Genomic DNA, 23,463 nt, shown 5'->3' on the forward strand with positions numbered 1-23,463 from the left:
CATGTCCGCAATTCCTTCTTTCGACGGCGTCATTCGCCAGCACCAGCAAGATGAACATATCGCATGGGCGATGCTCCCCAGCGCCTGCCCGCAAAATCATGCCGCCAACCTGCTTCAGCTGGATGATGGCAGCCTGATGTGCGTCTGGTTCGGCGGCTCCCAGGAGGGGAAAGCCGACATTTCGATCTGGGGTTCGCGGTTAGCCCCCGGCAGCGATCGCTGGAGCGAAGCGGTTAAGCTCTCCGACGATCCTGACCGCTCGGAACAAAATCCGGTGCTGTTTCAGGCGCCGGACCAGGTAGTGTGGCTGTTATGGACGGCGCAATTCGCCGGCAACCAGGATACCGCCATTGTGCGCTACCGCCAGTCACACGACGGCGGGCAAAGCTGGGGACCCATCGACACCCTGTTGGATCAGCCCGGTACCTTTATTCGCCAGCCGATTAGCGTCATGCCTGACGGCAGCTGGCTGCTGCCGGTGTTTTACTGCCGCACTGCACCCGGCGAGAAATGGGTGGGTAATAATGACGTCAGCGCGGTGAAGATCTCCTCCGACGGCGGCAGAAGCTGGCGCGACGTGGCGGTCCCGGAGAGTCTTGGCTGCGTCCATATGAGCATCACCGCGCATCCCGACGGCGGACTGGCGGCCTTCTTTCGCAGTCGCTGGGCGGATCACATCTGGTTCAGCCGCTCCAGCGACCAGGGTGAAAGCTGGTCTGCGCCGGTGCCAACGACGCTGCCGAACAACAACTCGTCCATTCAGGCGACGACTCTCGACAATGGCGAACTGGCGCTGGTGTTTAATAATATGAGCGCCGCCGGGGCCACCGAACGCCGAGCCTCACTGTACGATGAAATTGCGGATGACGATGGCCGTAAGGAGCCGGAAACAACCGGAAAAAGCGCCTTCTGGGGCGCGCCCCGCGCGCCGATGACGGTGGCGATCTCGCCTGACGGCGGCAAAAGCTGGCCGTGGCTGCGTAATCTTGACGAGGGCGACGGCTACTGCATGACCAATAATTCGGAGCAGAAGCTGAACCGGGAGTTCTCCTACCCCAGCATCAAACAGGGAGCAGACGGTAATTTGCATATCGCCTACACCTGGTACCGTCAGGCGATCAAGTATGTTCGCGTTTCGCCACAGTGGGTGAAAGGAGAAAGCGCATGATTATCGGTACCCTGCAGGCGCTGCACCAGGCTGGTCTGCCGCCGGCGTTAAAGCAGCTTTTGAGCAGCGAGGCCTGTTCGCTGGCCGCCCTGAGCGCCAGAGAGGATGGCCGCTTCCAGCCCGACGGCGCGCCGTGGTTCTGCACCCTCGGCGTGGCGCAAACCCAGCCTGCGGCCGAGCGGCATACGGAATATCATCGCCAGTGGGCGGATATACAGGTCATCCTGGCCGGCGAAGAGCGGATCCAGGCGGGCATGGCTGCCGTGATGCGCCCGCAGGATAATGAGCTTAAGCCCGACCTCTATCTCTGTCAGCCGGCCCCGGAGAGTGTCTCTATTCTGCTGCGTCCCGGCGACTTCGCGGTCTTTTACCCCGGCGAACCGCACCAGGCGCTGTGTGCGGTTTCGACGCCAGCGCCGGTCAGAAAGGCGGTATTCAAGATACCGACAGCGATGCTGGAGGCGCAATGAAGCGGGCCATAGTCACCGGGGCCAGTTCCGGAATCGGCGCCGCGGTGGTGAGGCAATTGCTGGAGGACGGCTGGCAGGTGGTCGGCATGAGCCGTTCGCTGCCGCCCTTCTCACAGCCGAACTTTCGCCATCTGGAGGTCGATGTCAGCCAACGCAGCGCGCTGCTGGCGGCGCTGGAACAGATTGAGCCTCCTCAGGCCATCTTCCACGCCGCGGGTTCGATGACCGCCGCGCCCCTGGGCAATCTTGATCCACTGCGCGGCGAGTCGCTGTGGCGTTTACATGTCGACGCGGCACAAACGCTGGTCAATCACTTCGCCCCGGCCATGGAGCCGGGCGGGAGGATTGTTCTGCTGGGAAGCCGTACATCACGAGGCGCAGCGGGTCGTTCCCAGTATACGGCCACCAAAGCCGCGCTGGTCGCCCTTGCCAGAAGCTGGGCGGCAGAGCTGGCGCCCGCTGGGGTGACGGTCAACGTGGTGGCGCCCGGGGCAACCGATACGCCGATGCTCCATCAGCCTGGCAGGGAAAGCTCTCCGCCGCGGCTGCCGCCGCTGGGGCGGCTCATTACCCCGCAGGAGGTGGTCTCGCTGATAAGCTGGTTATTGAGTGAGGGCGCATCGGCGATGACCGGACAGGAGCTGGTGATGTGCGGTGGCGCCTCCCTTGCCTGATGACGCACGCCGCGCCGTCCCCGGACAACGGAACGACGCGGCGGTGAGGATTAACGTAAATAGACAGTCCCGCGCAGATAGGTGGTGGCCTGGCCGCCGATCAGCACCCGGTCGCCCTGCCACTGGCAGCGCAGATCCCCGCCGCGGGCGGAGACCTGGCGCGCCATCATGGTGGTTTTCCCCAGTTTGTCGCCCCACCAGGGGATCAGCATGCTGTGGGCGGAGCCGGTCACCGGATCCTCCGGCACCCCTTCTCCCGGGCAGAAGAAGCGGCTGACAAAGTCATATTCCTCATCCGGCGCGCTCACGCAGATCATTTTGCCGAGCGTCTGCAGGCGCGCCATGTCCGGTTGCACCGCTTCAACCTGCCGGCGATCCGCCAGCAGCACCAGATAATCGCGCCCTTCCCGTACCTCGACGGCCGCCTCGAGGCCCAGCCCGGCCAGCAGGTCCGCCGGCGGATTGGCCACCGGGGTGGTCGTCCACGCCGGGAAGTCGAGCGTCAGCCAGTCGCCGCTGCGGGTCACCCGCAGGTCGCCGACAAAACGGGTGCTAAAGGTAATCGTCGCCGAGGGATGGTCGAGATATTCAAAAATAACGTGCGCCGTCGCCAGGGTGGCGTGGCCGCAGAGGTTGATCTCGCCAAGGGTGGTAAACCAGCGCAGCTCATAGCCTTCGTCGGTGCGGACGAAGAACGCCGTTTCGGACTGGTTATGCTGTTGGGCCATTTTCAGCAGCACATCGTCGGCTAACCACTCGCTGAGGGGGCAAACGGCCGCGGCATTGCCGCCGAAGTTTTTATCGCTGAAAGCATCGACCAGATAAAATTGTATTTCCTGCATACACTGTCCTTACTTTTTTTACTTTCCTTCAACATGACATAAAAGCGCCCCCCTGACACTATCCATAGCAAAATTAATTGCTTAACCGCACCTGGCCGTTTGCAGTGAAATGAGATACAGATCACAAAATGATTGTCTTTTCGCCAGCAAACGTTTTAAGATCAGCGTCACATCTTCCCCTGAATCACCAGTCCAGAGCTTATGACTACGAATACGGTCTCACGCAAGGTAGCGTGGCTACGTGTCGTGACGTTGGCCATCGCCGCGTTTATTTTTAACACCACAGAATTTGCCCCGGTCGGTCTGCTGTCGGATATTGCCGACAGCTTCGGCATGGAAACCGCCCAGGTGGGCATGATGCTGACCATCTACGCATGGGTGGTGGCGTTAATGTCGCTGCCGTTTATGCTGCTGACCAGCAAAGTGGAGCGTCGGCGGTTGCTCATCGGCCTGTTTATTCTGTTTATCGCCAGCCATGTGCTGTCGTTCTTTGCATGGAATTTTGACGTGCTGGTCATCAGCCGCATCGGCATCGCCTTCGCCCATGCGGTGTTCTGGTCGATAACGTCGGCGCTGGCCATCCGCATGGCGCCCCCGGGCAAACGGGCGCAGGCGCTGAGCCTGATCGCCACCGGTACCGCGCTGGCGATGGTGTTTGGCATTCCGATCGGCCGCATCATCGGCCAGTATTTTGGCTGGCGGATGACCTTCCTGGCGATCGGCCTCGGCGCCTTAGCCACTCTGGCCTGCCTGGTGAAACTGCTGCCGACGCTGCCGAGCGAACACTCAGGCTCGCTGAAAAGCCTGCCGGTGCTGTTCCGTCGCCCGGCGCTGGTCAGCGTGTACATTCTGACCGTGGTGGTGGTGACCGCCCATTATACCGCCTACAGCTATATCGAACCCTTCGTCCAGACGGTGGCGGGTCTGAGCGGCAATTTTGCCACCGTACTGCTGCTGATCCTCGGTGGGGCCGGGATTATTGGCAGCATTCTGTTCGGCAAGCTCGGTAACCAGCACGCTTCGGGGCTGATAAGCCTCGCCATCGGCCTGCTGCTGGCCTGTCTGCTGCTGCTTTTGCCGGCCTCGCATAACCCGCACCACCTGATGCTGCTCAGCATCTTCTGGGGGGTGGCGATCATGATTATCGGTCTCGGCATGCAGGTGAAAGTGCTGGCCTCCGCCCCGGACGCCACCGACGTCGCCATGTCGCTGTTCTCGGGCATCTTTAACATCGGTATTGGCGCCGGCGCGCTGGTAGGCAGCCAGGTGAGTCTGCACCTCTCTATGGCCTCCATCGGCTACATCGGCGCCATCCCGGCGCTGGCAGGCCTGATCTGGGCCCTGCTGATCTTCCGTCGCTGGCCGGTATCGCTGGAAGAGCACCAGCCGCACCACTCTTGATTGAGCCGCAAAAAAAAGCCCGTCGGTATCGCTCCGGCGGGCTTTTGTCTCTCTGCGCATCACCGCGGTCAGGGATGCCAGGTCGAAATGATCTCCAGCACGCCGTTAATAATGAACTGCACGCCCATGCAGACCAGCAGGAAGCCCATCAACCGCGAAATGGCCTCAATGCCGCCTTTGCCTACCAGACGCATAATCGCCCCCGAACTGCGCAGGCAACCCCAGAGAATGATCGCCAACAGGGCAAAGATAATCGGCGGCGCCGCCAGCACCACCCACTCCGGGAAGTCCACGCCGTGCTTCACGGTTGAGGCGGAACTGATGATCATCGCGATGGTGCCCGGACCGGCGGTGCTTGGCATCGCCAGCGGCACAAAGGCGATATTGGCGGTTGGCTCATCCTGTAGCTCTTCCGATTTGATCTTCGCTTCCATCGAATCGTGGGCTTTTTGCTGGGGGAACAGCATGCGGAAACCGATAAAGGCCACAATCAACCCCCCGGCGATACGCAGCCCAGGTATTGATATGCCGAATGTATTCATCACCACCTGGCCGGCATACCACGACACCATCAGGATGGCGAAGACATACACCGAAGCCATCAACGCCTGTTTGTTCCGCTCGGCGTTGTTCATATTGCCCGCCAGGCCAAGGAACAGCGCCACGGTAGTCAGCGGATTCGCCAGCGGTAACAGCACCGCCAGGCCGAGCCCTATCGCTTTAAACAAATCAAACATAGTTAAAAAAAGTCCCGTAAATATTCATTTTTTAAGGATGGTTTCACGCCGTGAGTATACCGGCTTCAACAATTCCAACGCCAGCCTGCTGATAAATCACCTTCGCCAAAAATTAACAAGCGTTAGAAAATTCACAAACAGTGACCCGTGTCGAATTTTCTTGTTTTAGCAAATCGTGGCATCGGCCAATTCATAATGTTGACTTATGATTGCCTGGGCAATAGTATCACTCGCAACTAAATCATTGCCTGGGCAACCATCATGAAAAGTACCAGCGACCTGTTCAACGAGATGATCCCGCTGGGCCGCTTGATCCAGATGGTTAACCAGAAAAAAGATCGCCTGCTCAATGACTACCTCTCACCCATGGATATTACCGCGACCCAGTTCCGGGTGCTCTGTTCCATTCGTTGCGAGGTATGTATTACCCCCGTTGAGCTGAAAACCGTGCTTTCCGTCGACCCGGGCGCGATGACGCGTATGCTCGACCGCCTGGCGTGTAAAGGCTGGATTGAACGGTTACCCAACCCCGCTGACAAGCGCGGCGTGCTGGTGCAGTTGACGCCAGACGGCGCAGCCCTTTGCGAGCAGTGTCATCAGGTTGTGGGTCAGAAGTTACACCAGGAGTTAACAAAAAATCTGTCGGCGGACGAAGTCGCCATGCTTGAGCAACTCCTCAAGAAGGTCCTGCCGTAAAAATAAGAAGAGGTAAGATGATGTCCAGACGTAATAATGACGCCATCACTATCCATAGTATTTTGTCGTGGATCGAGGATAACCTGGAATCGCCCCTGTCGCTGGAAAAAGTGTCTGAGCGCTCAGGTTACTCCAAGTGGCACCTGCAACGTATGTTTAAGAAAGAGACCGGCCATTCCCTCGGCCAGTACATCCGCAGCCGTAAGCTGACGGAGATTGCGCAAAAGCTCAAGCAGAGCAATGAACCAATCCTGTACCTGGCGGAACGCTACGGTTTCGAATCGCAGCAGACCCTGACGCGAACGTTTAAAAACTATTTCGATGTTCCGCCCCACAAATATCGCATAACGAATGTACCTGGCGAATCCCGCTATCTGCATCCGCTAAATAACTGTTGTTAATCGCCTGCATTATTAAAGACGTATTGAGGAAATCATGAAACTATTCGCTGCCGCAGCCATCGTCGTTCTGTCGCTGGCATCCAGCTTCAGCTATGCGGAGCAAACCACCACGCCGGTGCGGCAAAACCAGCGTGACACAATGATTATCCCTTCGGAACATAACGACTCGCCGTTTGATTTCAATCATATGGCGGCCGGCAATGATAAATCTGACGAACTTGGCGTGCCGTACTACCAGCAGCACGACCTGTGATGCCATTACACGCATACTTGTGTATAGCCCCGTCTCCGGGGCTTTTTTTTACCCGCGCGCCATGCCCGGCCGCACCAGACGCAGACCGAAAACGTTGATATAGAGCCCGGCCATGATCAGCGCCGCCCCGGCGAGCTGCAGTCCGCTCAGCGTCTCTCCCAGCAGCAGCGCGGCGCTGGCCATCCCCACCACCGGCACCAGCAGCGACAGCGGCGCCACCCGCCAGGTTTCATACCGCCCCAGCAGCGAGCCCCAGATACCGTAGCCGACAATAGTGGCGATAAACGCCAGGTAAAGCAGCGAGAGAACCGTCAGCACATCGATCTGGCGCAGACTCGCCAGCATCAACTGCGGGCCATCGATCAGCCACGAGGCGAGCATAAACGGCAGCACCGGGATCAATGCGCTCCACACCACCAGCGACATGATCGGCGGCCGGGTCGCCTGGGACATGATTTTTTTGTTGAAAATATTGCCGCAGGCCCAGCTGAGCGCCGCCGCCAGGGTCAGCATAAAGCCCACCAGCGGGACATGTTCCCCTCCGAGGCTCCCCTCCACCAGCACCAGCACGCCGAAGATCGCCAGAGCGATCCCCGCCAGCTGCTTGCCCTGCAGGCGTTCGCCAAAGACGAAGGCGCCGAGGATGATGGTAAAGAAGGCTTGCGCCTGCAGAACCAGCGACGCCAGCCCCGCCGGCATGCCCAGGCCGATAGCGCAGAACAGAAAGGCAAACTGGCCAAAGCTAATGGTCAGGCCATAGCCCAACAGCAGGCGCAGCGGAATGGCTGGCCGGGCGACAAACAGCAGCGCCGGGAAGGCCACCAGCATAAAGCGCAGGCCCGCCAGCATCAGCGGCGGCATATTGTGCAATCCCAGCTTAATCACCACGAAGTTAAGCCCCCACACCACCACTACCAGCAGCGCCAGCAGTCCATCTTTCCTCGTCATACCCCTGCCTCTGTCGTTATTAGAATTTTTGTGAACAAAATCAAAGTAGCGAAAAAGCGGCCGCCAGGATAGATCATTATTTTTGGCAGGTTCAGAAGTGCCGATCGCGACCGGGGCGACCTGTACAAGGCGTGATGACCGTGTTATTTGTGATCGAAGACATAAAATTATAACAACATGACAGGCAAGGAAATCATGATCACCACACTCCGGCGCTCCACCATCGCGCTGCTGGCATCGTCGTTACTGTTGACTATCGGCCGCGGGGCCACACTGCCGTTTATGACCATCTACCTCACCCGACGCTATCAGCTGGAGGTGGATGTGATCGGCTACGCCCTGTCGCTGGCCCTGGTGGTCGGCGTGCTGTTCAGCATGGGCTTTGGCATCCTCGCGGACAAGTTCGACAAAAAGCGCTATATGGTGTGGTCAGTGCTGGTATTTATCCTCGGTTTCAGCGCGATACCGCTGGTCAATAACGCGACCCTGGTGGTGATCTTCTTTGCGCTGATCAACTGCGCCTATTCGGTCTTTTCCACCGTGCTGAAAGCCTGGTTCGCCGACCGGCTGACGGCGGAGAAAAAAGCGCGCATCTTCTCGCTGAACTACACCATCCTCAACATCGGCTGGACCGTCGGGCCGCCTATCGGCACGCTGCTGGTGATGCACAGCATTAATCTGCCCTTCTGGCTGGCGGCGGCCTGCGCCGCCTTCCCGCTGGTGTTTATTCAGCTATTTCTCCAGCGGGATGGGGCCGCCGCCGCCCAGCCGGGAGCTGCCGCCTGGACGCCTTCGGTGCTGCTGCGAGACCGCGCGCTGCTGTGGTTTACCTGTTCCGGGCTGCTGGCCTCCTTCGTCGGCGGCGCCTTCGCCTCCTGTATCTCGCAGTACGTGCTGGTGGTCGCCAGCAGCGACTTCGCCGAGAAAGTCGTGGCCGTGGTGCTACCGGTTAACGCCGCGGTGGTCGTCGCCCTGCAGTACGCCGTTGGCCGGCGGCTGAGCGCGAGAAATATCCGCCCGCTGATGACCTTCGGTACCGTCTGCTTTGTGATCGGCCTCGTGGGCTTTATGTTCTCCGGCGCCAGCCTGTGGGCGTGGGGGATCTCGGCGGCGATCTTCACCCTTGGCGAGGTGATTTATGCCCCCGGCGAGTATATGCTGATTGACCATATCGCCCCGCCGGGAATGAAGGCCAGCTACTTCTCCGCTCAGTCGCTGGGATGGCTGGGCGCGGCCTTCAACCCGATGTTCACCGGGTTGATCCTCACCCATCTGCCGCACTGGTCGCTGTTTGTCATTCTTATCGTGGCTATTGTCGCCGCCTGGCTGATGATTTTCCGGGGGATCAATGCCCGTCCCTGGCAGCCGGATTCTCCGCTGGCCAGGGCCTGACGCCAGCTGACATGCGGCTGTCAGGTTACTGTCGGGCCGTTGTCGGGTCGCTGTCGTGGTGGCTGGCGGCCCGCTTTTCCATACTCCATCACAGGTTTACATCCGCAGAACGTCATGGAGCATATGAATATGAACAGCATCAATCAGGTCAAACAATTACGGCTGCAGCGCGCCTGGTCCCAGGAACAGCTGGCCGAAATGGCGGGGCTCAGCGTCCGCACGATCCAGCGCATTGAGAATGGCGAACGCCCGGGGCTGGAGACCCTCAGCGCCCTCGCCGCGGTCTTTGAGGTGACGGTGGCCGAGATCGGCGGCGAAGCCTCGCGGGAGGGCGCGCCGGGTCAGCAAGCTTCGCTGGATCTGCGTATAGAGGAAGCGAAAGCCCGGGTGCAGCAGGAGAGTCGCTTTTTTCGTTCGCTGTCGGTGGCGCTGGTGGTCTGCGTGCTGCTGGCGGTGTTCAACCGGTACACGAACCCGCAGGACTACTGGTCCGGCTGGGTCGCCCTGATCTGGGGCGCTCTGCTGGTGGTGAGAGGATTACGTCTGTTCGTCTTTGGCGAATGGATCAAAAACTGGCGCCAGGCGCGCCTGCAGCGGCTGCTGCGTAAATAGCCTGGAAACCGGCGGCGCGCGCCGCCGGCCCGATCAGATAGTCACCAGGGCGCGCACGCCGTCGGTTTCCATATCTCCGCCCTTTCCCTGCTGGACGATGGCGCCGCGCGACATCACCAGGTAGTGGTCCGCCAGCCCGGCGGCAAAGTCATAGAATTGCTCCACCAGCAGGATAGCCATATCCCCGCGGCTCGCCAGCTGACGGATCACCTCGCCAATCTCTTTGATGACCGAGGGCTGGATCCCCTCGGTGGGCTCATCGAGGATCAGCAGCTGCGGACGGCTGGCCAGCGCGCGGCCGATCGCCAGCTGCTGCTGCTGACCGCCGGATAAGTCACCGCCCCGCCGCTGTCTCATGGTCTTAAGCACCGGGAAAAGCTGGTAAATCTCCTCCGGCACCTGCTGCGCCTCGCGGGCGGGAAAGCGCGACAGCCCCATCAGCAGGTTTTCTTCCACCGTCAGGCGGGGAAAAATCTCGCGTCCCTGGGGGACGTAGGCCACCCCGGCCTGCACCCGCTGGTGCGGTTTGCGATGGGTGATGTTCTGATCCTGCCAGCGCACCTCGCCGCTGCGCGCCGGAATAAGCCCCATCAGACATTTCAGCAGGGTGGTCTTACCGACGCCGTTGCGCCCCAGCAGGCAGGTGACCTCGCCCTGACGGGCGGTAAAATCCACCCCGCGCAAGATGTGGCTCCCGCCGTAGTACTGATGTAACTGACTCACCTGTAACATTGGCGCTCCTTAACGTCCCAGATAAACTTCAATGACCTGCTCATTGGCCTGCACCTCCCGCAGCGACCCCTCCGCCAGCACCTGGCCCTGATGCAGGACCGTCACCCGGTCGGCGATGGTCTCGACAAACCCCATGTCGTGCTCCACCACCATCAGGGAGTGCTGTCCGGCCAGCGTGCGAAACAGCTCCGCGGTATATTCGGTTTCCGCATCGGTCATGCCGGCCGCTGGCTCATCAAGCAGCAGCAGATGCGGCTCCTGCACCAGCAGCATGCCGATCTCAAGAAACTGTTTCTGGCCATGGGACAGCAGACCCGCCTGGCGGTAGCGTTCGCCGTCGAGGCGCAGCAGGCGCAGCACCTCATTCAGCCGATCGTCCTGTTCGCTGCTCAGCCGGGCGCGCAGGCTGGCCCACACCGATTTATCCCCCTTCATCGCCAGGGCGAGATTTTCCGCCACCGTCAGCGCTTCGAAGACCGTCGGCTTTTGAAACTTGCGCCCGATACCCTGGCGGGCGATGGCCACCGGGTCGAGAGTAGTCAGATCCACCGACTGGTCATAGATCGCTTTGCCGCTCTGCGGCCGGGTTTTACCGGTGATCACGTCCATCAGGGTGGTCTTGCCCGCGCCGTTGGGGCCGATCACGCAGCGCAGCTCGCCGACGCCTATCGCCAGCGACAGATCCGTCAGCGCCCGGAAACCGTCAAAGCTGACGTTAATGTTCTCCAGCTGCAGTACCGGGTCGGTTTGCGCACGGAAGCGATCTCCGGGCAGCTGGCGGGTAAACAGTCCTTCATCCGGTTGCATTAGCGGTCTCCTCGACGCAGCAGACCCATCACCCCGCGGGGTAGAAACAGGGTCACGATGATGAACATGAGGCCGAGAAACAGCTGCCAGTACTCCGGCATCGCCACGGTGAAAATGCTTTTCGCGCCATTAACCAGCCCGGCGCCAAGCACCGGGCCGATCAGGGTGCCGCGCCCGCCGAGCGCCACCCAGATGGCGGCCTCGATGGAGTTGGTCGGCGACATTTCGCTGGGGTTGATGATCCCCACCTGCGGGACGTATAACGCCCCCGCCAGGCCGCAGAGCACCGCCGACAGCGTCCACACCAGCAGCTTGAAGCCGCGCGGGTCATACCCGCAGAACATCAGGCGGTTCTCGGCATCCCGCACCGCGGTGAGGATGCGGCCAAACTTACTCTGCGCCAGCGCCGAGCCCAGCCACAGGGTCAGCAACAGCAGCAGGACCGTGGCCATAAACAGCGCCGCCCGGGTGCCGGTGGCGGTGACCGGAAAGCCCAGCAGCGTGGTAAATCCGGTGAAGCCGTTGTTACCGCCAAACCCGGTCTCGTTGCGAAAGAACAGCAGCATACCGGCATAGGTCAAGGCCTGGGTCATGATCGAGAAATAGACCCCTTTGATCTTCGAGCGGAAGGCGAACCAGCCGAAAACCAGCGCCAGCAGGCCGGGAACCAGCACCACCAGCGCCATCGCCCAGGCGAAATGCTGCGTGCCCCACCAGAACCAGGGCAGCTCGTTCCAGGAGAGAAAAGACATGAACGCCGGCAGACCGTCCCCCGCCGCCTGGCGCATCAGGTACATGCCCATGGCGTACCCGCCGAGGGCAAAGAAAATCCCGTGGCCAAGGGATAGCATACCCGCGTAGCCCCAGACCAGATCCAGCGCCACCGCCACGATGGCGTAGCAGAGGATTTTACCGCTCAGGGTCAGCAGCCAGCTCGGCACCGCCAGCGGATGGGAGGCCGGCAGCAGCGCCAGGAATGGCATGCTCAGCAGCCCCAGCACTAACAGGATCCCCAGCCAGCGCAGAGGCCGCGGCGCGCGCTGCGCCAGCGTTAAGGTAATGGGTTGGCTCATCAGTCAATCACCCTCCCTTTCAGCGCGAACAGGCCCTGCGGGCGTTTCTGAATAAACAGAATAATCATCACCAGGATCAGGATCTTGCCCAGCACCGCGCCCATCTGAGGTTCAAGAATTTTGTTGAAAATGCCCAGCCCAAAGGCTGCCGCCACGCTGCCGGCCAGCTGGCCGACGCCGCCCAGGACCACCACCAGGAACGAATCGATGATATAGCCCTGACCCAGCTCCGGGCCGACGTTGCCAAGCTGCGACAGCGCCACGCCGCCCAGCCCGGCAATACCGGATCCGAGACCAAAGGCCAGCATATCCACCCGCCCGGTAGGCACGCCGCAGCAGGCGGCCATCGCCCGGTTCTGCGTCACGGCGCGGACGTTCATTCCGAGGCGGGTGCGGTTCAGGATGAGCCAGGTAAAGCACAGCACCAGCAGGACGAACGCCAGCACCGCCAGCCGGTTCCACGGCAGGATCAGGTTCGGCAGGACCTGCACGCCGCCGGAGAGCCAGGCGGGGTTCGCCACCTCCACGTTCTGCGCGCCGAACAGCATCCGCACCAGCTGAATAAGCATCAGGCTGATCCCCCAGGTGGCGAGCAGCGTCTCCAGCGGCCGACCATACAGATGACGAATAATGGTGCGCTCGAGCGCCATGCCGATCCCGGCGGTGACCAGGAAGGCCACCGGCAGCGCGACCAGCGGATAAAAGGCCAGCCACTGCGGCGCGAGCTGCGCCAGGACCTGCTGTACCAGCCAGCAGCTGTAGGCGCCGATCATCAACATCTCGCCATGGGCCATGTTAATCACCCCCAGCAGGCCGTAGGTGATCGCCAGCCCCAGCGCGGCCAGCAGCAACACCGAGCCCAGCGACAGCCCCATAAAGGCCTGGCCCAGCAGATCGCCGAGCAGCAGACGATGTTTGATCTTTTGCAGGCTGTCGCTGGCCGCCTCGCGCACCGCCGCATCCGGCTCATGCTGGGCATCGGTAAAGGGGATCAGCAGCGCCTGGGTTTCCGGGTCCGCGGAATGGCCGAGCAGCGTCACGGCGGACAGCCGCGCGCTGGCCTCAGGCTGAGTCAACTGCAGGCGCGCCAGCGCCACCTCCAGCAGGCCCCGCACATTATCATCGCTCTCCGCCTTCAGCCGCTGCTGCAGCAGAGCGGCCATGGCCGGGGTCGCTTCCCGCTGTAGGGTGCGCGCCGCGGACGCTCGATCTGTGACGTTGTCACTTAAAATAAGATGGCTGGCCAGCGCGCCGGCAGCCAGATTGCGCAGGCGGTTGGTCAGACGGACCGGCCGGGTGTCGCCCTGCGGCGCGGCGGCGGCGCCCAGCGGTTGTAAGCCGCCCTGTCGGACGCGGAAGGCATGTTTTCCGTCGTCCATTACCAGGCTTTCGCTGGTTAACGCCCGCAGCAACGGCAGGCGATCTGCCTGCGGCGCTGCCGCCCACTGGGTCAACAGCTGCGCCTGCTGGCTGCGGCTGGCGGCGACGAAATCATCCGCCTCCGCGGCCTGCGCCCGCCATGGCAGCAAGCTCAGCAGCAGCGCCAACACACTCATGAGACGCAATGCGTTCATGTCGTTCTCCTCTGGTCAGCGGCCGACGGGCTCGACGCTCCCGCCCCGTCGGCCCTGGCGCTTACTGGCTGACGGTTTTCACCGGATGGTCAGGTTTCTTATCATTACCGGGGATCCACGGGCTCCACGGCTGCGCGCGGACGGGCTCATCGGTCTGCCAGACCACATTGAACTGGCCGTTGCCTTCGATTTCACCGATCATCACCGGCTTGTGCAGATGGTGGTTGGTGGCATCCATCGTCAGGGTAAAACCGGACGGCGCTTTAAAGGTTTGCCCGGCCATGGCGTCGCGCACTTTGTCCACGTCGGTGGTGCCGGCTTTGGTCACCGCCTGCGCCCACATATGCAGACCCACCCAGGTCGCCTCCATCGGGTCGTTGGTCACCACCGTATCGGCATTCGGCAGCTTGTGCGCTTTGGCGTAAGCGCGATAGTCGGCGACAAAGGCTTTATTGGTCGGGTTATCGACCGACTCAAAGTAATTCCATGCCGCGAGGTTGCCGACCAGCGGTTTGGTATCGATGCCGCGCAGCTCCTCTTCCCCCACCGAGAAGGCCACCACCGGCACGTCGGTCGCTTTCAGACCCTGGTTAGCCAGCTCTTTGTAGAAAGGCACGTTGGAATCGCCGTTGATGGTGGAGACCACCGCCGTTTTGCCGCCGGCGGAGAATTTTTTGATATTGGCGACGATGGTCTGGTAATCGCTATAGCCGAACGGGGTGTAGACTTCTTCGATATCTTTGTCCTGGATCCCTTTGGCATGCAGGAAGGCGCGAAGGATCTTGTTGGTGGTGCGCGGATAGACGTAGTCGGTTCCCAGCAGGAAGAAGCGTTTGGCGCCGCCGCCGTCCTCGCTCAGCAGGTATTCCACCGCCGGGATGGCCTGCTGGTTAGGCGCCGCGCCGGTATAGAAGACGTTGGGGGACATCTCTTCCCCTTCGTACTGTACCGGGTAGAACAGCAGGCCGTTCAGCTCCTCAAACACCGGTAGCACCGATTTACGCGAGACCGAGGTCCAGCAGCCGAACACCACCGCCACCTTGTCCTGGGCCAGCAGCTGGCGCGCCTTCTCGGCGAACAGCGGCCAGTTGGAGGCCGGGTCGACCACTACCGGCTCCAGCTTCTTGCCCAGCACCCCGCCTTTGGCGTTGATGTCGTCGATGGCCATCAGGGCGACGTCCTTCAGCGGCGTTTCGGAAATCGCCATCGTCCCGGAGAGCGAATGCATAATCCCGACTTTAATGGTGTCGGCGGCATAGGCCTGGAATGAGAGACCCATAGCCATTACAGAGGCGGAGAGTGCAAAAGCTTTTAATAACGTTCTTCGTTGCATGATTCACTCCTGAGTAGCGCAAAAATAAAGAATTAACAGCTAACCAGAGGTGATAAGGCAAAAACGGTGCCAGGTTGTGAGAACAGCGGGATGCGGCGCTGGCGGAGAGCGGAGAGGAAGGAGATGGCAGCGTTGCCTCATCACGGTGCAACGCTGCGCTAAGAAGGGCATTACCAGACGTCGGCGGCGATGGCGGTCACCAGACGAACTTTTTGCCACTGCTGGTCTTCGCTGAGGGCGTTACCCTCTTCCGTGGAGGCGAAACCGCACTGCGGACTCAGGCAGATCTGCTCAAGCGGAACATACTGCGCCGCCTCGGCGAGACGCGCTTTGACCCCCTGCGGGTTCTCCAGCTCGCCGTTTTTGGTGGTGATCAACCCGAGGACCACCTGCTGATGGCCGGGACGAATAAAGCGCAGCGGCGCGAAATCCCCGGAGCGGTCGTTGTCATATTCGAGGAAGAAGGCATCGACATTGACGCCGCCAAACAGCACCTCGGCCACCGGCTCGTAACCGCCCTCCGAGATCCAGGTTGAGCGGAAATTACCCCGGCAGACGTGGAGGCCCACCGTCAGATCGGTCGGTTTGCCCTCCAGCGCCTGGTTCAGCACCCGGGCATAAATGCGCGCCAGCGCATCCGGATCGTCGCCGCGCTCGCGCACCTGCTGACGCTGGGCATCGGAGCACAGATAGGCCCAGACGGTATCGTCCAGCTGCAGATAGCGACAGCCGGCGTCATAAAAGGCGCGGATCGCGTCGCGCCAGGTGGTGGCCAGGTCGTCGAAGTAGTCGCTGAGATCCGGGTAAACGGTGGCATCAATATCTTTCCGACCGCCGCGGAAGTGCAGCACGCTAGGGCTGGGAATGGTCATCTTCGGCTGCGCGTCGCCGCTGATGCTTTTCAGATAGCGGAAATCCTCCAGCATCGGATGGTCGCCGAACGCCAGCTTGCCGGTAACGCGCACGCCGTGGGCTTTGGTCTGCACGCCGTTGAACTGGATCCCCTGCTCGGCATCGTAACGCTCAACGCCCTGCAGGCCGTCGAAGAAATCGAAATGCCACCATGCGCGACGAAACTCGCCGTCGGTGACCACGTGCAGGCCGCAGTCGCACTGCTGCTGGACCAGATGACGGATAGCGTTATTCTCAATTTCGCGCAGCTGACCGGCGTCGATCAGCCCCTCCGCCAGCTGCTGACGCGCCTGTTTGATACTGTCCGGACGCAAAAAACTGCCGACGATGTCTGCGCGGAACGGGGCCTGTTGACGTTGCATGCTGTCTCCTTAGCGGTGGGCGCGTTAGTTGCCCACCGTGATAGTTCATTATTTGAATTTTTAGACATCTGGATGGCTATATGTCCAGATACTGGCATGCAGGTCGACGGGCCGCAAACGAGAATATTTCATGGTACATGAAAAATATTCACTTACCGGCGTCAAACGCATAACCTTCATCTTCCCAGCCGGTGATCCCGCCGAGCATCATTTTCACCGGCCGCCCCAGTTCGGCCAGCTTCAGCGCGGCAACGTCGGCACCGTTGCAATGCGGCCCGGCGCAATAGACCACAAACAGGGTCTCCGCCGGCCAGGCCGCCATTCTCTCGGCGCTGATCTGGCTGTGCGGAAGATGCAGCGCGCCGGGCAGGTGACGCCTGGCGAAGGCCTCCTCGCTGCCGACCACGTGCAGCAGGACAAAGTCGACCTCGCCGGCACGCTGGGCGCTGTGCACATCGGCGCAGTCGGTCTCGAGATGCAGCTTATGGCGGAACCAGCGGATAGCCTCGGCGGAGGTGGCGGGGGTAAATTGGGTTACTACACTCATGGCGTCTTCTCCTTGTCTGTGATAACACTACTTTACTGACGCCCATTACCCTTATCTGCCGGCAACCATGACAGAAAACGCTAACATCCTGACAACCCCTTCGGTGACACTGTCACCTCACCGCGTGGTGGCCCTCGCCTACGATGGCCTGTGCACGTTTGAGTTTGGCGTGGCCGTGGAGATCTTCGGCCTGCCGCGCCCGGAAATGGGCGAGCGTTGGTACCAGTTCGCCGTCGCCGCCGTCGATGAAGGGCCTTTGAGAGCCACCGGCGGGGTCCGCCTGATGACCGACGGCGGCCCTGAGCTTCTCGCCCAGGCGCAGACCATCGTGGTCCCGGGCTGGCGCGGCATCGACGCCCCGGTGCCCGAAGCGCTGTGCGCCGCCCTGGCCGCCGCTCACGCCCGCGGATGCCGAATAATCTCCATCTGTTCCGGAGTGTTCGTTCTCGCCGCCGCCGGGCTGCTCAATGGCCGCCAGGCGACAACCCACTGGCGCTACACCGCGGCGCTGCAGTCCCGTTTTCCGCAGATCCAGGTGGTGGAGGATGTCCTTTACGTGGGCGATGATTTGCTGATGACGTCCGCCGGCAGCGCGGCGGGGATCGACCTCTGTCTGCATCTGGTGCGCGAGGATTTCGGCAGCGAGGCAGCGAATGTGGTCGCTCGCCGCCTGGTGGTCTCTCCCCATCGCGATGGCGGTCAGGCGCAGCAGGTCCTGCGTCCGGTGGCCCGCAGCCGGGAGAGTCTGCGCCTTGGCCAGCTGTTTGATTATCTGCACCAGCATCTCGCCGCCAGCCACACCGTCGCCTCCCTCGCGCAGCGCGCCGGCATGGGAACGCGCACCTTTTTGCGCCGCTTTGAAGAGGCCACTGGCAAAACCCCCGCCCGCTGGCTGCTGGAGGAGCGTCTGCTGCGCGCCCGTCAGCACCTGACGGAGAGCACGATGGGCATCGACCAGATCGCTGAGCGCTGCGGATTTGCCAGCGCTGGCACCCTGCGCCACCATTTTCGCCTGCGCTTCGCGCTAAGTCCGCTGCAGTACCGTAAACAGTTTGCTACTTCTCCGATTGCAAAATCCTCGCAGCCACGGACAATAGACAGCCACAGTAAACCGGTCGCCAGGATGGTCGATGATGAAGAAAGAGTGTCGGGTAGTGATCTATAAAGAGGGCCTGCTGGGCAGCCTGTTTTTTGGCGAAGCCAAAGCCGACCCTGACAAAATGAGCCAGTTTCTCAGCAGCTATACCCGCGAGGGCTGGGAGGTAAAAACCATGTCGGTGGAGCGCCGCCGTACCGCCCTGTTCTGGTCGCGGGAAGCATATCTGTTTGTGCTTGAAAGGCCCCTCTGACGGAGCCTGCGCCTGGTTTGCACGCTTAAGCCAGGCGTTGCCTGGCATCCGCGCTCAGGGCTGGCGGATATAGCCCTGCTCGTGCATTTTGCGCATGCCCTCCTCGCCAGCGCAGACCATCCCGGTGGTCAGCATGGCAAAACCAAAACGCTGATAGAACGCGATTTTATCGGCCACCGCATAGATAAAAATTTTGCCAAAGGGCAGCAGCTGCTCCCGGACCGCCAGCATCAGCTGTTGTCCGTAACCCTGCCCCTGTCGGTCGGGGACGATCGCCACATCCGACAAGTAGCTGCTCCAGGTGCAGTCGCTGATGGCGCGCGCCACGGCAATCAGCTGACCGTTCTCATAGCCGAACCAGCAGAAGGTGCTCTGGCGAAACGCCTGCTCCAGCTGCTGAACATCACGTTCATTCAGCCCGGCCTCGGCGACGATGGTCCGCACCCGCCGCCAGTCTACCCGCGCAATCGCCTCTTTGCCCTCAATCACCATCATGACCTTGTCTCCCGCCGTGTTCGGCATCTATCCCGGAAGAAAGATGTAGCATGCCGCCGCCGGGGATGCCAGGCGAAAAAACCAACGGAACAACGCGGAAAACGGGGGTGATGCAAAAAAAAACCGCCATGTGACTGGCGGTAAATCAATGCTTGCATGGATAGATTGTATTTTGCATTTTTCGCAGGCAGAGGATCCTGACCTCTCTACGTTTGATCCCAAGGTTAGCATGGTCAACCTCAATAAATCCTCAACGGCCTGCGGCTAAAGCCTCTCCACCAACGCTTTCAGCTGCGCCAGGGTCTGTTGCCGGTCCTCCGCGTCGGCGAGCGGCCACGCCGACTGGCGCACGATGAGCCGGGTCGGCAGCAGCTCGCGGATCCGCATCTGCGGGGCTGCCATCAGAGCAATCAGCCGCTCCACGGCCCGTTTGCCCAGCAGATCGAAGTCCTGCGCCACCGTGGTGAGCGGCGGCTGAAAGTAAAGACTGTCGGCGGTGTCGTCATAGCCGGTCACCGACACCGCCTGGCTGCCGCTGCGATTGAGCTGGGCCAGCGCGCTGAGTACCCCGAGCGCCATCTGATCGTTGGCCACCACAATGGCGCTGATCCGCGGCTGGAGGTGCAGCAGTTCGAAGGTTTTCTGCCAGCCGCTGGCGGCGCTCCAGTCACCGAACACCGTGGTTGAACGGGCAATGTTCAGACTGTGCAGCGCCTCGCGCCAGCTGGCGAGACGCAGACGGGCGGAAACCGAACTTTCCGGCCCCGCCAGCAGGCCAAATTCGCGATGCCCGAGCTCCCAAAGATGGCGCACGCAGGCTCCGCAGCCGTCGCGATGGTCGAAGCGCACGCAGCAGACATCGGCCTCCGGGGAGACGTCAAGAAACAGGCAGGCCATATCCGGGTTCTCTTTAACCAGCCGCTCGGCGGTGGCGCTCTCCAGCGGCAGGCTGACGATCACCCCGCGAATATGCTGGGCGCGCAGTTCGTCCAGCCGGGCCTGCAGCGCGGCGAAGTCGGCCTGCGCTGGCATCGCTATCGCCACCTCCAGCTGGTGCAGACTGGCATGGCTCTTTACCGCGGCGGCGATCTGCGAGGGGGCATGCAGGGTCAGCGAGGCGGTAATCAGCCCAATGGAGGGCGCCGCTTTGCCGGCGAGCAGCTGCGCCGAGCGGTTAGGCACGTAGTGCAGCGTCTGCATCGCGCGGATCACCTGCTCGCGGGTGCGGGCTGACACCACTTCCGGACGGTTCAGAACCCGGGAGACCGTCTGTTGGGAGACGCCCGCCGCGCGGGCGACATCCTCCAGGGTTGCGGTACGACGCGGCATAGTTTCTCCTCATCGACAAAATGTCGTGCGCTAACATTTTATGTTTAACGCACGACAAAAAACAGCGTATTACCCCCGCTTTCGTGATCGTCTGTCAATTTCATTTCCGCCGTCGTTGCTGGAAAAAACAAATTACCCGATAACGTTCTTCATCCTGTTTAGCGATCGACATTTTCTGACTTACCGGGGATTACTATGCCAATAAGCGATACCAGTCGCCGCCACGCGCCTGACTTCCACGCCGTCCTCGCCCGCGAAGACTGGCAGAACCAGACCATTACCCATCTCAACCGCCTGCCGGCCCATCCCGCGTTCGCCAGCTGGCGCGATGAGCTTGCCGCCCGCGATAATCATCCTTCGCCCCATCGTCGTCAGCTGGACGGCGAGTGGCAATTTGCTTACGCCCGCAGCCCGTTTGCCGTCGATGCGCAGTGGCTGACGCAGGACCTGCCGGGCAGCCGCGGCACGCCGGTGCCCTCCAACTGGCAGATGGAGGGCTATGACGCGCCGATCTACACCAACGTCCGCTACCCCATCGACACCACCCCGCCGCGGGTGCCGGAGGATAACCCAACCGGCTGTTACTCCCTGCACGTTGCGATCGATGACGCCTGGCGCGCGGACGGGCAGACGCAGATTATTTTCGACGGCGTTAACTCGGCCTTTCATCTCTGGTGCAACGGCGCCTGGGTCGGTTATTCCCAGGACAGCCGCCTGCCGGCTGCGTTCGATCTCAGCCCTTTTCTGCGTCCGGGCGACAACCGCCTGTGCGTGATGGTCATGCGCTGGAGCGCCGGCAGCTGGCTGGAAGACCAGGATATGTGGCGGATGAGCGGTATTTTCCGCTCGGTGTGGCTGCTGAATAAGCCGCACCAGCGGCTGAGCGACGTCCAGCTGACGCCGACCCTTGACGCCCTCTGCCGCGACGGCACTCTGCAGGTCCAGGCGACCGTCGAGGCGACAGAAGCGGCGCTTGCCGGGCTCAGCGTCGGGGTTAGCCTGTGGCGCGGCGAGCAGCCTGTCGTTGCCCACCGTCAGCCGTTAGGCACCCCGACGGTGGATGAGCGCGGCCGTTACGCCGAACGGGTCGATTTCTCCCTGGCGGTGGCGGCGCCGGCGCACTGGAGCGCGGAAACCCCGGATTGCTACCGGGCGGTGGTCACCCTGTGGCGCGGCGAGGCATTACTGGAGGCAGAGGCGTGGGATATCGGTTTTCGCCGCATCGAGATCGCCGACGGCCTGCTGCGCCTTAACGGCAAACCGCTGCTGATCCGCGGCGTTAACCGCCATGAACACCACCATTTACGCGGTCAGGTGGTCAGCGAGGCGGATATGGTGCAGGACATTCTGTTGATGAAGCAGAACAACTTTAACGCCGTCCGCTGCTCGCACTACCCCAACGCCCCGCGCTGGTATGAGCTGTGCAACCGCTACGGTCTGTACGTGGTCGATGAAGCCAATATTGAAACCCACGGCATGGTGCCGATGAATCGTCTGTCCGACGATCCGGCGTGGCTGCCAGCCTTCAGCGCCCGCGTCACCCGGATGGTACAGAGCAACCGCAACCATCCGTGCATTATCATCTGGTCGCTGGGCAACGAATCCGGCGGCGGCGGCAACCACGAAGCGCTGTACCACTGGCTGAAGCGTAACGACCCGACCCGTCCGGTGCAGTACGAGGGCGGCGGCGCGGATACCACCGCCACCGATATTATCTGTCCGATGTACGCCCGCGTCGAACGCGACCAGCCGATCCCGGCGGTACCGAAGTGGGGGATCAAAAAATGGATCAGCCTGCCCGGCGAGCAGCGGCCGCTGATCCTCTGCGAGTACGCCCACGCGATGGGCAACAGCCTCGGCAACTTCGCCGATTACTGGCAGGCCTTCCGCGAGTATCCGCGGCTGCAGGGCGGGTTTATCTGGGACTGGGCCGACCAGGCGATCCGCAAAATCTTTGACGACGGCAGCGTCGGCTGGGCCTACGGCGGCGACTTTGGCGATAAGCCGAACGATCGCCAGTTCTGTATGAACGGTCTGGTGTTCCCCGATCGCACGCCGCATCCGTCGCTGGTCGAGGCGAAGCACGCCCAGCAGTATTTCCAGTTCGCCCTGCTGTCGACCTCGCCGCTGCGGGTGCGCATCGCCAGCGAATACCTGTTCCGCCAGACCGATAACGAAGCGCTGCGCTGGCAGGTGCAGGCGGCTGGTGAAACCCTGTACCACGGCAACCTGACGCTGGCGCTCCCGCCTGAGGGCAGCGACGAGATAACGCTGCTCGACAGTCTGATCCTGCCGCCAGGCGCCCGCGCCGTGTGGCTGACGCTGGAGGTGGTCCAGCCCCAGGCGACAGCCTGGTCCCCGGCGGAGCATCGCGTCGCCTGGCAGCAGTATCCCCTGCCGGCGCCGCTGGCGCTGCCTGCGCCCACGGTGCCAGCCGGCGCCCCGGCTCTTATCGTCAGCGATGAGGCCTGGCAGATCCGCGCTGGCACTCAGTGCTGGACCGTCGATCGCCGGACCGGTTTGCTGAGTGGCTGGTCGGTTGGCGGTCAGGAGCAGCTGCTGACCCCCCTGCGGGATCAGTTTATCCGTGCGCCGCTCGACAACGACATCGGGATCAGCGAAGTGGAGCGCATCGACCCCAACGCCTGGGTGGAGCGCTGGAAAAGCGCCGGCCTGTTCGACCTTGAGGCGCGCTGCGTGCAGTGCGACGCCCAGCGTCTGGCGAATGAGACCCTTGTCGACAGCCGCTGGCACTACCTGCGCGGCGACGAGGTGGTGATTGTCAGCCACTGGCATCTGCGCTTTACCGCGGACGGAACGGTGCGGCTGGCGGTGGACGGCGAGCGCGCGGAAACGCTGCCGCCGCTGCCGCGGGTCGGGCTGCACTTCCAGGTGGCGGATCAGCAGGCGCCGGTGAGCTGGCTGGGGCTGGGGCCGCATGAGAACTACCCCGACCGGCGGAGCAGCGCCTGCTTCGCCCGCTGGGAGCAGCCGCTGGCGGCGATGACCACCCCCTACATCTTCCCGACGGAAAACGGCCTGCGCTGTGATACTCAGGCGCTGGACTGGGGACGCTGGCACGTCAGCGGTCATTTCCACTTCTCCGTTCAGCCGTGGAGCACCCGTCAGCTGATGGAGACCGACCACTGGCACAAGATGGAGGCCGAAGACGGCGTGTGGATCACCCTTGACGGCCTGCATATGGGGGTGGGAGGCGATGACTCCTGGACCCCAAGCGTGCTGCCGCAGTGGCTCCTGACCCAAACGCGCTGGCAGTACGAGGTCTCATTGCGTTGCCTTTAATCCGTGGGGGCGGCAGCCCCCACCCTACAAACAGAATAACAAGGGATCATGGT

At 61.9% G+C, this 23,463-nt stretch carries 24 protein-coding genes; 12 read left to right on the forward strand and 12 right to left on the reverse strand.

Translation table 11 applies throughout. From position 1 onward, the window contains the following. The first annotated feature begins 1 nt into the window (after window position 1). Genes AC6CWS_RS13500 through AC6CWS_RS13510 form a run of 3 tightly spaced genes read left to right on the forward strand, consistent with a single transcriptional unit; the run spans window position 2 to window position 2,312 of the window. Window positions 2-1,168, forward strand: a complete 1,167-nt coding sequence (locus AC6CWS_RS13500) for a sialidase family protein (RefSeq protein ID WP_065882363.1) — start codon at window positions 2-4, stop codon at window positions 1,166-1,168. After that, window positions 1,165-1,638: a NanQ anomerase/TabA/YiaL family protein gene (locus AC6CWS_RS13505; protein ID WP_065882361.1), complete on the forward strand. Its 474-nt coding sequence runs from the start codon at window positions 1,165-1,167 to the stop codon at window positions 1,636-1,638. The genes AC6CWS_RS13500 and AC6CWS_RS13505 overlap by 4 nt, the downstream gene beginning before the upstream one ends. Then, complete coding sequence (locus AC6CWS_RS13510; RefSeq protein ID WP_065882356.1) at window positions 1,635-2,312, forward strand: SDR family NAD(P)-dependent oxidoreductase; 678 nt, start codon at window positions 1,635-1,637, stop codon at window positions 2,310-2,312. Before AC6CWS_RS13505 ends, AC6CWS_RS13510 begins: the two co-directional genes overlap by 4 nt. Before the next feature lie 50 nt (window positions 2,313-2,362). Here the strand turns inward: AC6CWS_RS13510 and AC6CWS_RS13515 are convergent, their stop codons facing one another. Continuing rightward, a complete protein-coding gene (locus AC6CWS_RS13515) occupies window positions 2,363-3,154 on the reverse strand; it encodes a PhzF family phenazine biosynthesis protein (protein WP_023289623.1) in 792 nt (263 codons plus the stop codon). A 201-nt stretch (window positions 3,155-3,355) separates the two neighbouring features. Between AC6CWS_RS13515 and AC6CWS_RS13520 the strand changes: the two genes are divergently transcribed. After that, window positions 3,356-4,555, forward strand: coding sequence for a sugar transporter (locus AC6CWS_RS13520; protein ID WP_032452773.1), 1,200 nt, complete (start codon window positions 3,356-3,358; stop codon window positions 4,553-4,555). A 68-nt stretch (window positions 4,556-4,623) separates the two neighbouring features. On the opposite strand, the gene AC6CWS_RS13525 is transcribed toward AC6CWS_RS13520, so the two are convergent. After that, window positions 4,624-5,292, reverse strand: coding sequence for a MarC family NAAT transporter (locus tag AC6CWS_RS13525; protein WP_004205969.1), 669 nt, complete (start codon window positions 5,290-5,292; stop codon window positions 4,624-4,626). A 261-nt stretch (window positions 5,293-5,553) separates the two neighbouring features. Between AC6CWS_RS13525 and marR the strand changes: the two genes are divergently transcribed. From marR to marB, 3 genes are read left to right on the forward strand one after another with little or no spacing between them, the layout of a single operon-like run. Continuing rightward, on the forward strand, window positions 5,554-5,988 hold the full coding sequence (gene marR, locus AC6CWS_RS13530) for a multiple antibiotic resistance transcriptional regulator MarR (RefSeq protein ID WP_004143563.1): 435 nt from the start codon (window positions 5,554-5,556) through the stop codon (window positions 5,986-5,988). Window positions 5,989-6,008: 20 nt separating this feature from the next. Then, entirely contained in the window at window positions 6,009-6,389 is a 381-nt protein-coding gene (gene marA, locus AC6CWS_RS13535) for an MDR efflux pump AcrAB transcriptional activator MarA (RefSeq protein ID WP_004205971.1), read from the forward strand. A 34-nt stretch (window positions 6,390-6,423) separates the two neighbouring features. Continuing rightward, window positions 6,424-6,642 (forward strand): multiple antibiotic resistance protein MarB, encoded by a 219-nt coding sequence (gene marB, locus AC6CWS_RS13540; protein ID WP_048297476.1) that lies wholly within the window; start codon window positions 6,424-6,426, stop codon window positions 6,640-6,642. Between the two features lie 48 nt (window positions 6,643-6,690). Here the strand turns inward: marB and eamA are convergent, their stop codons facing one another. Beyond that, window positions 6,691-7,590: an O-acetylserine/cysteine exporter gene (gene eamA / locus AC6CWS_RS13545; RefSeq protein WP_023289620.1), complete on the reverse strand. Its 900-nt coding sequence runs from the start codon at window positions 7,588-7,590 to the stop codon at window positions 6,691-6,693. 195 nt (window positions 7,591-7,785) lie between these two features. Here eamA and ydeE point away from each other — a divergent pair, with 195 nt between their 5' ends. After that, on the forward strand, window positions 7,786-8,982 hold the full coding sequence (gene ydeE, locus AC6CWS_RS13550; RefSeq protein WP_065882354.1) for an efflux MFS transporter YdeE: 1,197 nt from the start codon (window positions 7,786-7,788) through the stop codon (window positions 8,980-8,982). Between the two features lie 129 nt (window positions 8,983-9,111). Further along, on the forward strand, window positions 9,112-9,594 hold the full coding sequence (locus AC6CWS_RS13555) for a helix-turn-helix domain-containing protein (RefSeq protein ID WP_065882448.1): 483 nt from the start codon (window positions 9,112-9,114) through the stop codon (window positions 9,592-9,594). 33 nt (window positions 9,595-9,627) lie between these two features. On the opposite strand, the gene urtE is transcribed toward AC6CWS_RS13555, so the two are convergent. The 7 genes from urtE to AC6CWS_RS13590 form a co-directional block, all read right to left on the reverse strand. Further along, on the reverse strand, window positions 9,628-10,326 hold the full coding sequence (gene urtE, locus AC6CWS_RS13560; RefSeq protein WP_032452769.1) for an urea ABC transporter ATP-binding subunit UrtE: 699 nt from the start codon (window positions 10,324-10,326) through the stop codon (window positions 9,628-9,630). Window positions 10,327-10,335: 9 nt separating this feature from the next. Beyond that, window positions 10,336-11,133, reverse strand: a complete 798-nt coding sequence (urtD, locus tag AC6CWS_RS13565) for an urea ABC transporter ATP-binding protein UrtD (RefSeq protein ID WP_023289616.1) — start codon at window positions 11,131-11,133, stop codon at window positions 10,336-10,338. After that, window positions 11,133-12,206, reverse strand: a complete 1,074-nt coding sequence (gene urtC, locus AC6CWS_RS13570) for an urea ABC transporter permease subunit UrtC (RefSeq protein ID WP_044522890.1) — start codon at window positions 12,204-12,206, stop codon at window positions 11,133-11,135. Before urtC ends, urtD begins: the two co-directional genes overlap by 1 nt. After that, the gene (gene urtB / locus AC6CWS_RS13575) at window positions 12,206-13,780 is read right to left on the reverse strand and encodes an urea ABC transporter permease subunit UrtB (protein WP_065882352.1); all 1,575 of its coding nucleotides are present in this window, start codon (window positions 13,778-13,780) and stop codon (window positions 12,206-12,208) included. Before urtB ends, urtC begins: the two co-directional genes overlap by 1 nt. Before the next feature lie 61 nt (window positions 13,781-13,841). Next, window positions 13,842-15,113, reverse strand: a complete 1,272-nt coding sequence (urtA, locus tag AC6CWS_RS13580; RefSeq protein ID WP_004205981.1) for an urea ABC transporter substrate-binding protein — start codon at window positions 15,111-15,113, stop codon at window positions 13,842-13,844. Window positions 15,114-15,283: 170 nt separating this feature from the next. Next, window positions 15,284-16,387 (reverse strand): cobalamin-independent methionine synthase II family protein, encoded by a 1,104-nt coding sequence (locus AC6CWS_RS13585; protein WP_065882350.1) that lies wholly within the window; start codon window positions 16,385-16,387, stop codon window positions 15,284-15,286. Between the two features lie 148 nt (window positions 16,388-16,535). Continuing rightward, entirely contained in the window at window positions 16,536-16,934 is a 399-nt protein-coding gene (locus AC6CWS_RS13590) for a rhodanese-like domain-containing protein (protein ID WP_065882348.1), read from the reverse strand. A 67-nt stretch (window positions 16,935-17,001) separates the two neighbouring features. Between AC6CWS_RS13590 and ftrA the strand changes: the two genes are divergently transcribed. Then, window positions 17,002-18,099, forward strand: coding sequence for a transcriptional regulator FtrA (gene ftrA, locus AC6CWS_RS13595; protein WP_065882346.1), 1,098 nt, complete (start codon window positions 17,002-17,004; stop codon window positions 18,097-18,099). Beyond that, window positions 18,068-18,283 carry a DUF4177 domain-containing protein gene (locus AC6CWS_RS13600; RefSeq protein ID WP_004205985.1) on the forward strand — a complete coding sequence of 72 codons (216 nt, stop codon included), beginning with the start codon at window positions 18,068-18,070 and terminating at the stop codon, window positions 18,281-18,283. The genes ftrA and AC6CWS_RS13600 overlap by 32 nt, the downstream gene beginning before the upstream one ends. A gap of 54 nt (window positions 18,284-18,337) precedes the next feature. Here AC6CWS_RS13600 and AC6CWS_RS13605 read toward each other — a convergent pair whose 3' ends face one another. Then, window positions 18,338-18,778 (reverse strand): GNAT family N-acetyltransferase, encoded by a 441-nt coding sequence (locus tag AC6CWS_RS13605; RefSeq protein WP_023289611.1) that lies wholly within the window; start codon window positions 18,776-18,778, stop codon window positions 18,338-18,340. Window positions 18,779-19,042: 264 nt separating this feature from the next. Continuing rightward, window positions 19,043-20,107: a LacI family DNA-binding transcriptional regulator gene (locus AC6CWS_RS13610; protein ID WP_065882344.1), complete on the reverse strand. Its 1,065-nt coding sequence runs from the start codon at window positions 20,105-20,107 to the stop codon at window positions 19,043-19,045. A gap of 195 nt (window positions 20,108-20,302) precedes the next feature. Here AC6CWS_RS13610 and AC6CWS_RS13615 point away from each other — a divergent pair, with 195 nt between their 5' ends. Then, a complete protein-coding gene (locus AC6CWS_RS13615) occupies window positions 20,303-23,410 on the forward strand; it encodes a beta-galactosidase (protein WP_065882341.1) in 3,108 nt (1,035 codons plus the stop codon). The last annotated feature ends 53 nt before the right edge of the window (window positions 23,411-23,463 follow it).

The sequence above is a fragment of the Klebsiella sp. M041 genome (genome assembly GCF_059759695.1).

Bases quoted from the DNA above. Each gene is read 5' to 3' on its own strand.
- marR (WP_004143563.1), top strand. From the start codon at position 5,554: ATGAAAAGTACCAGCGACCTGTTCAACGAGATGATCCCGCTGGGCCGC.
- urtD (WP_023289616.1), bottom strand. From the start codon at position 11,133: ATGCAACCGGATGAAGGACTGTTTACCCGCCAGCTGCCCGGAGATCGC.
- AC6CWS_RS13615 (WP_065882341.1), top strand. From the start codon at position 20,303: ATGCCAATAAGCGATACCAGTCGCCGCCACGCGCCTGACTTCCACGCC.
- AC6CWS_RS13605 (WP_023289611.1), bottom strand. From the start codon at position 18,778: ATGATGGTGATTGAGGGCAAAGAGGCGATTGCGCGGGTAGACTGGCGG.
- AC6CWS_RS13555 (WP_065882448.1), top strand. From the start codon at position 9,112: ATGAACAGCATCAATCAGGTCAAACAATTACGGCTGCAGCGCGCCTGG.
- urtA (WP_004205981.1), bottom strand. From the start codon at position 15,113: ATGCAACGAAGAACGTTATTAAAAGCTTTTGCACTCTCCGCCTCTGTA.
- AC6CWS_RS13500 (WP_065882363.1), top strand. From the start codon at position 2: ATGTCCGCAATTCCTTCTTTCGACGGCGTCATTCGCCAGCACCAGCAA.
- AC6CWS_RS13585 (WP_065882350.1), bottom strand. From the start codon at position 16,387: ATGCAACGTCAACAGGCCCCGTTCCGCGCAGACATCGTCGGCAGTTTT.
- AC6CWS_RS13505 (WP_065882361.1), top strand. From the start codon at position 1,165: ATGATTATCGGTACCCTGCAGGCGCTGCACCAGGCTGGTCTGCCGCCG.
- urtC (WP_044522890.1), bottom strand. From the start codon at position 12,206: ATGAGCCAACCCATTACCTTAACGCTGGCGCAGCGCGCGCCGCGGCCT.
- AC6CWS_RS13515 (WP_023289623.1), bottom strand. From the start codon at position 3,154: ATGCAGGAAATACAATTTTATCTGGTCGATGCTTTCAGCGATAAAAAC.
- eamA (WP_023289620.1), bottom strand. From the start codon at position 7,590: ATGACGAGGAAAGATGGACTGCTGGCGCTGCTGGTAGTGGTGGTGTGG.
- urtB (WP_065882352.1), bottom strand. From the start codon at position 13,780: ATGAACGCATTGCGTCTCATGAGTGTGTTGGCGCTGCTGCTGAGCTTG.
- AC6CWS_RS13525 (WP_004205969.1), bottom strand. From the start codon at position 5,292: ATGTTTGATTTGTTTAAAGCGATAGGGCTCGGCCTGGCGGTGCTGTTA.
- ftrA (WP_065882346.1), top strand. From the start codon at position 17,002: ATGACAGAAAACGCTAACATCCTGACAACCCCTTCGGTGACACTGTCA.
- urtE (WP_032452769.1), bottom strand. From the start codon at position 10,326: ATGTTACAGGTGAGTCAGTTACATCAGTACTACGGCGGGAGCCACATC.
- AC6CWS_RS13610 (WP_065882344.1), bottom strand. From the start codon at position 20,107: ATGCCGCGTCGTACCGCAACCCTGGAGGATGTCGCCCGCGCGGCGGGC.
- AC6CWS_RS13510 (WP_065882356.1), top strand. From the start codon at position 1,635: ATGAAGCGGGCCATAGTCACCGGGGCCAGTTCCGGAATCGGCGCCGCG.
- marB (WP_048297476.1), top strand. From the start codon at position 6,424: ATGAAACTATTCGCTGCCGCAGCCATCGTCGTTCTGTCGCTGGCATCC.
- marA (WP_004205971.1), top strand. From the start codon at position 6,009: ATGTCCAGACGTAATAATGACGCCATCACTATCCATAGTATTTTGTCG.
- AC6CWS_RS13590 (WP_065882348.1), bottom strand. From the start codon at position 16,934: ATGAGTGTAGTAACCCAATTTACCCCCGCCACCTCCGCCGAGGCTATC.
- ydeE (WP_065882354.1), top strand. From the start codon at position 7,786: ATGATCACCACACTCCGGCGCTCCACCATCGCGCTGCTGGCATCGTCG.
- AC6CWS_RS13600 (WP_004205985.1), top strand. From the start codon at position 18,068: ATGAAGAAAGAGTGTCGGGTAGTGATCTATAAAGAGGGCCTGCTGGGC.
- AC6CWS_RS13520 (WP_032452773.1), top strand. From the start codon at position 3,356: ATGACTACGAATACGGTCTCACGCAAGGTAGCGTGGCTACGTGTCGTG.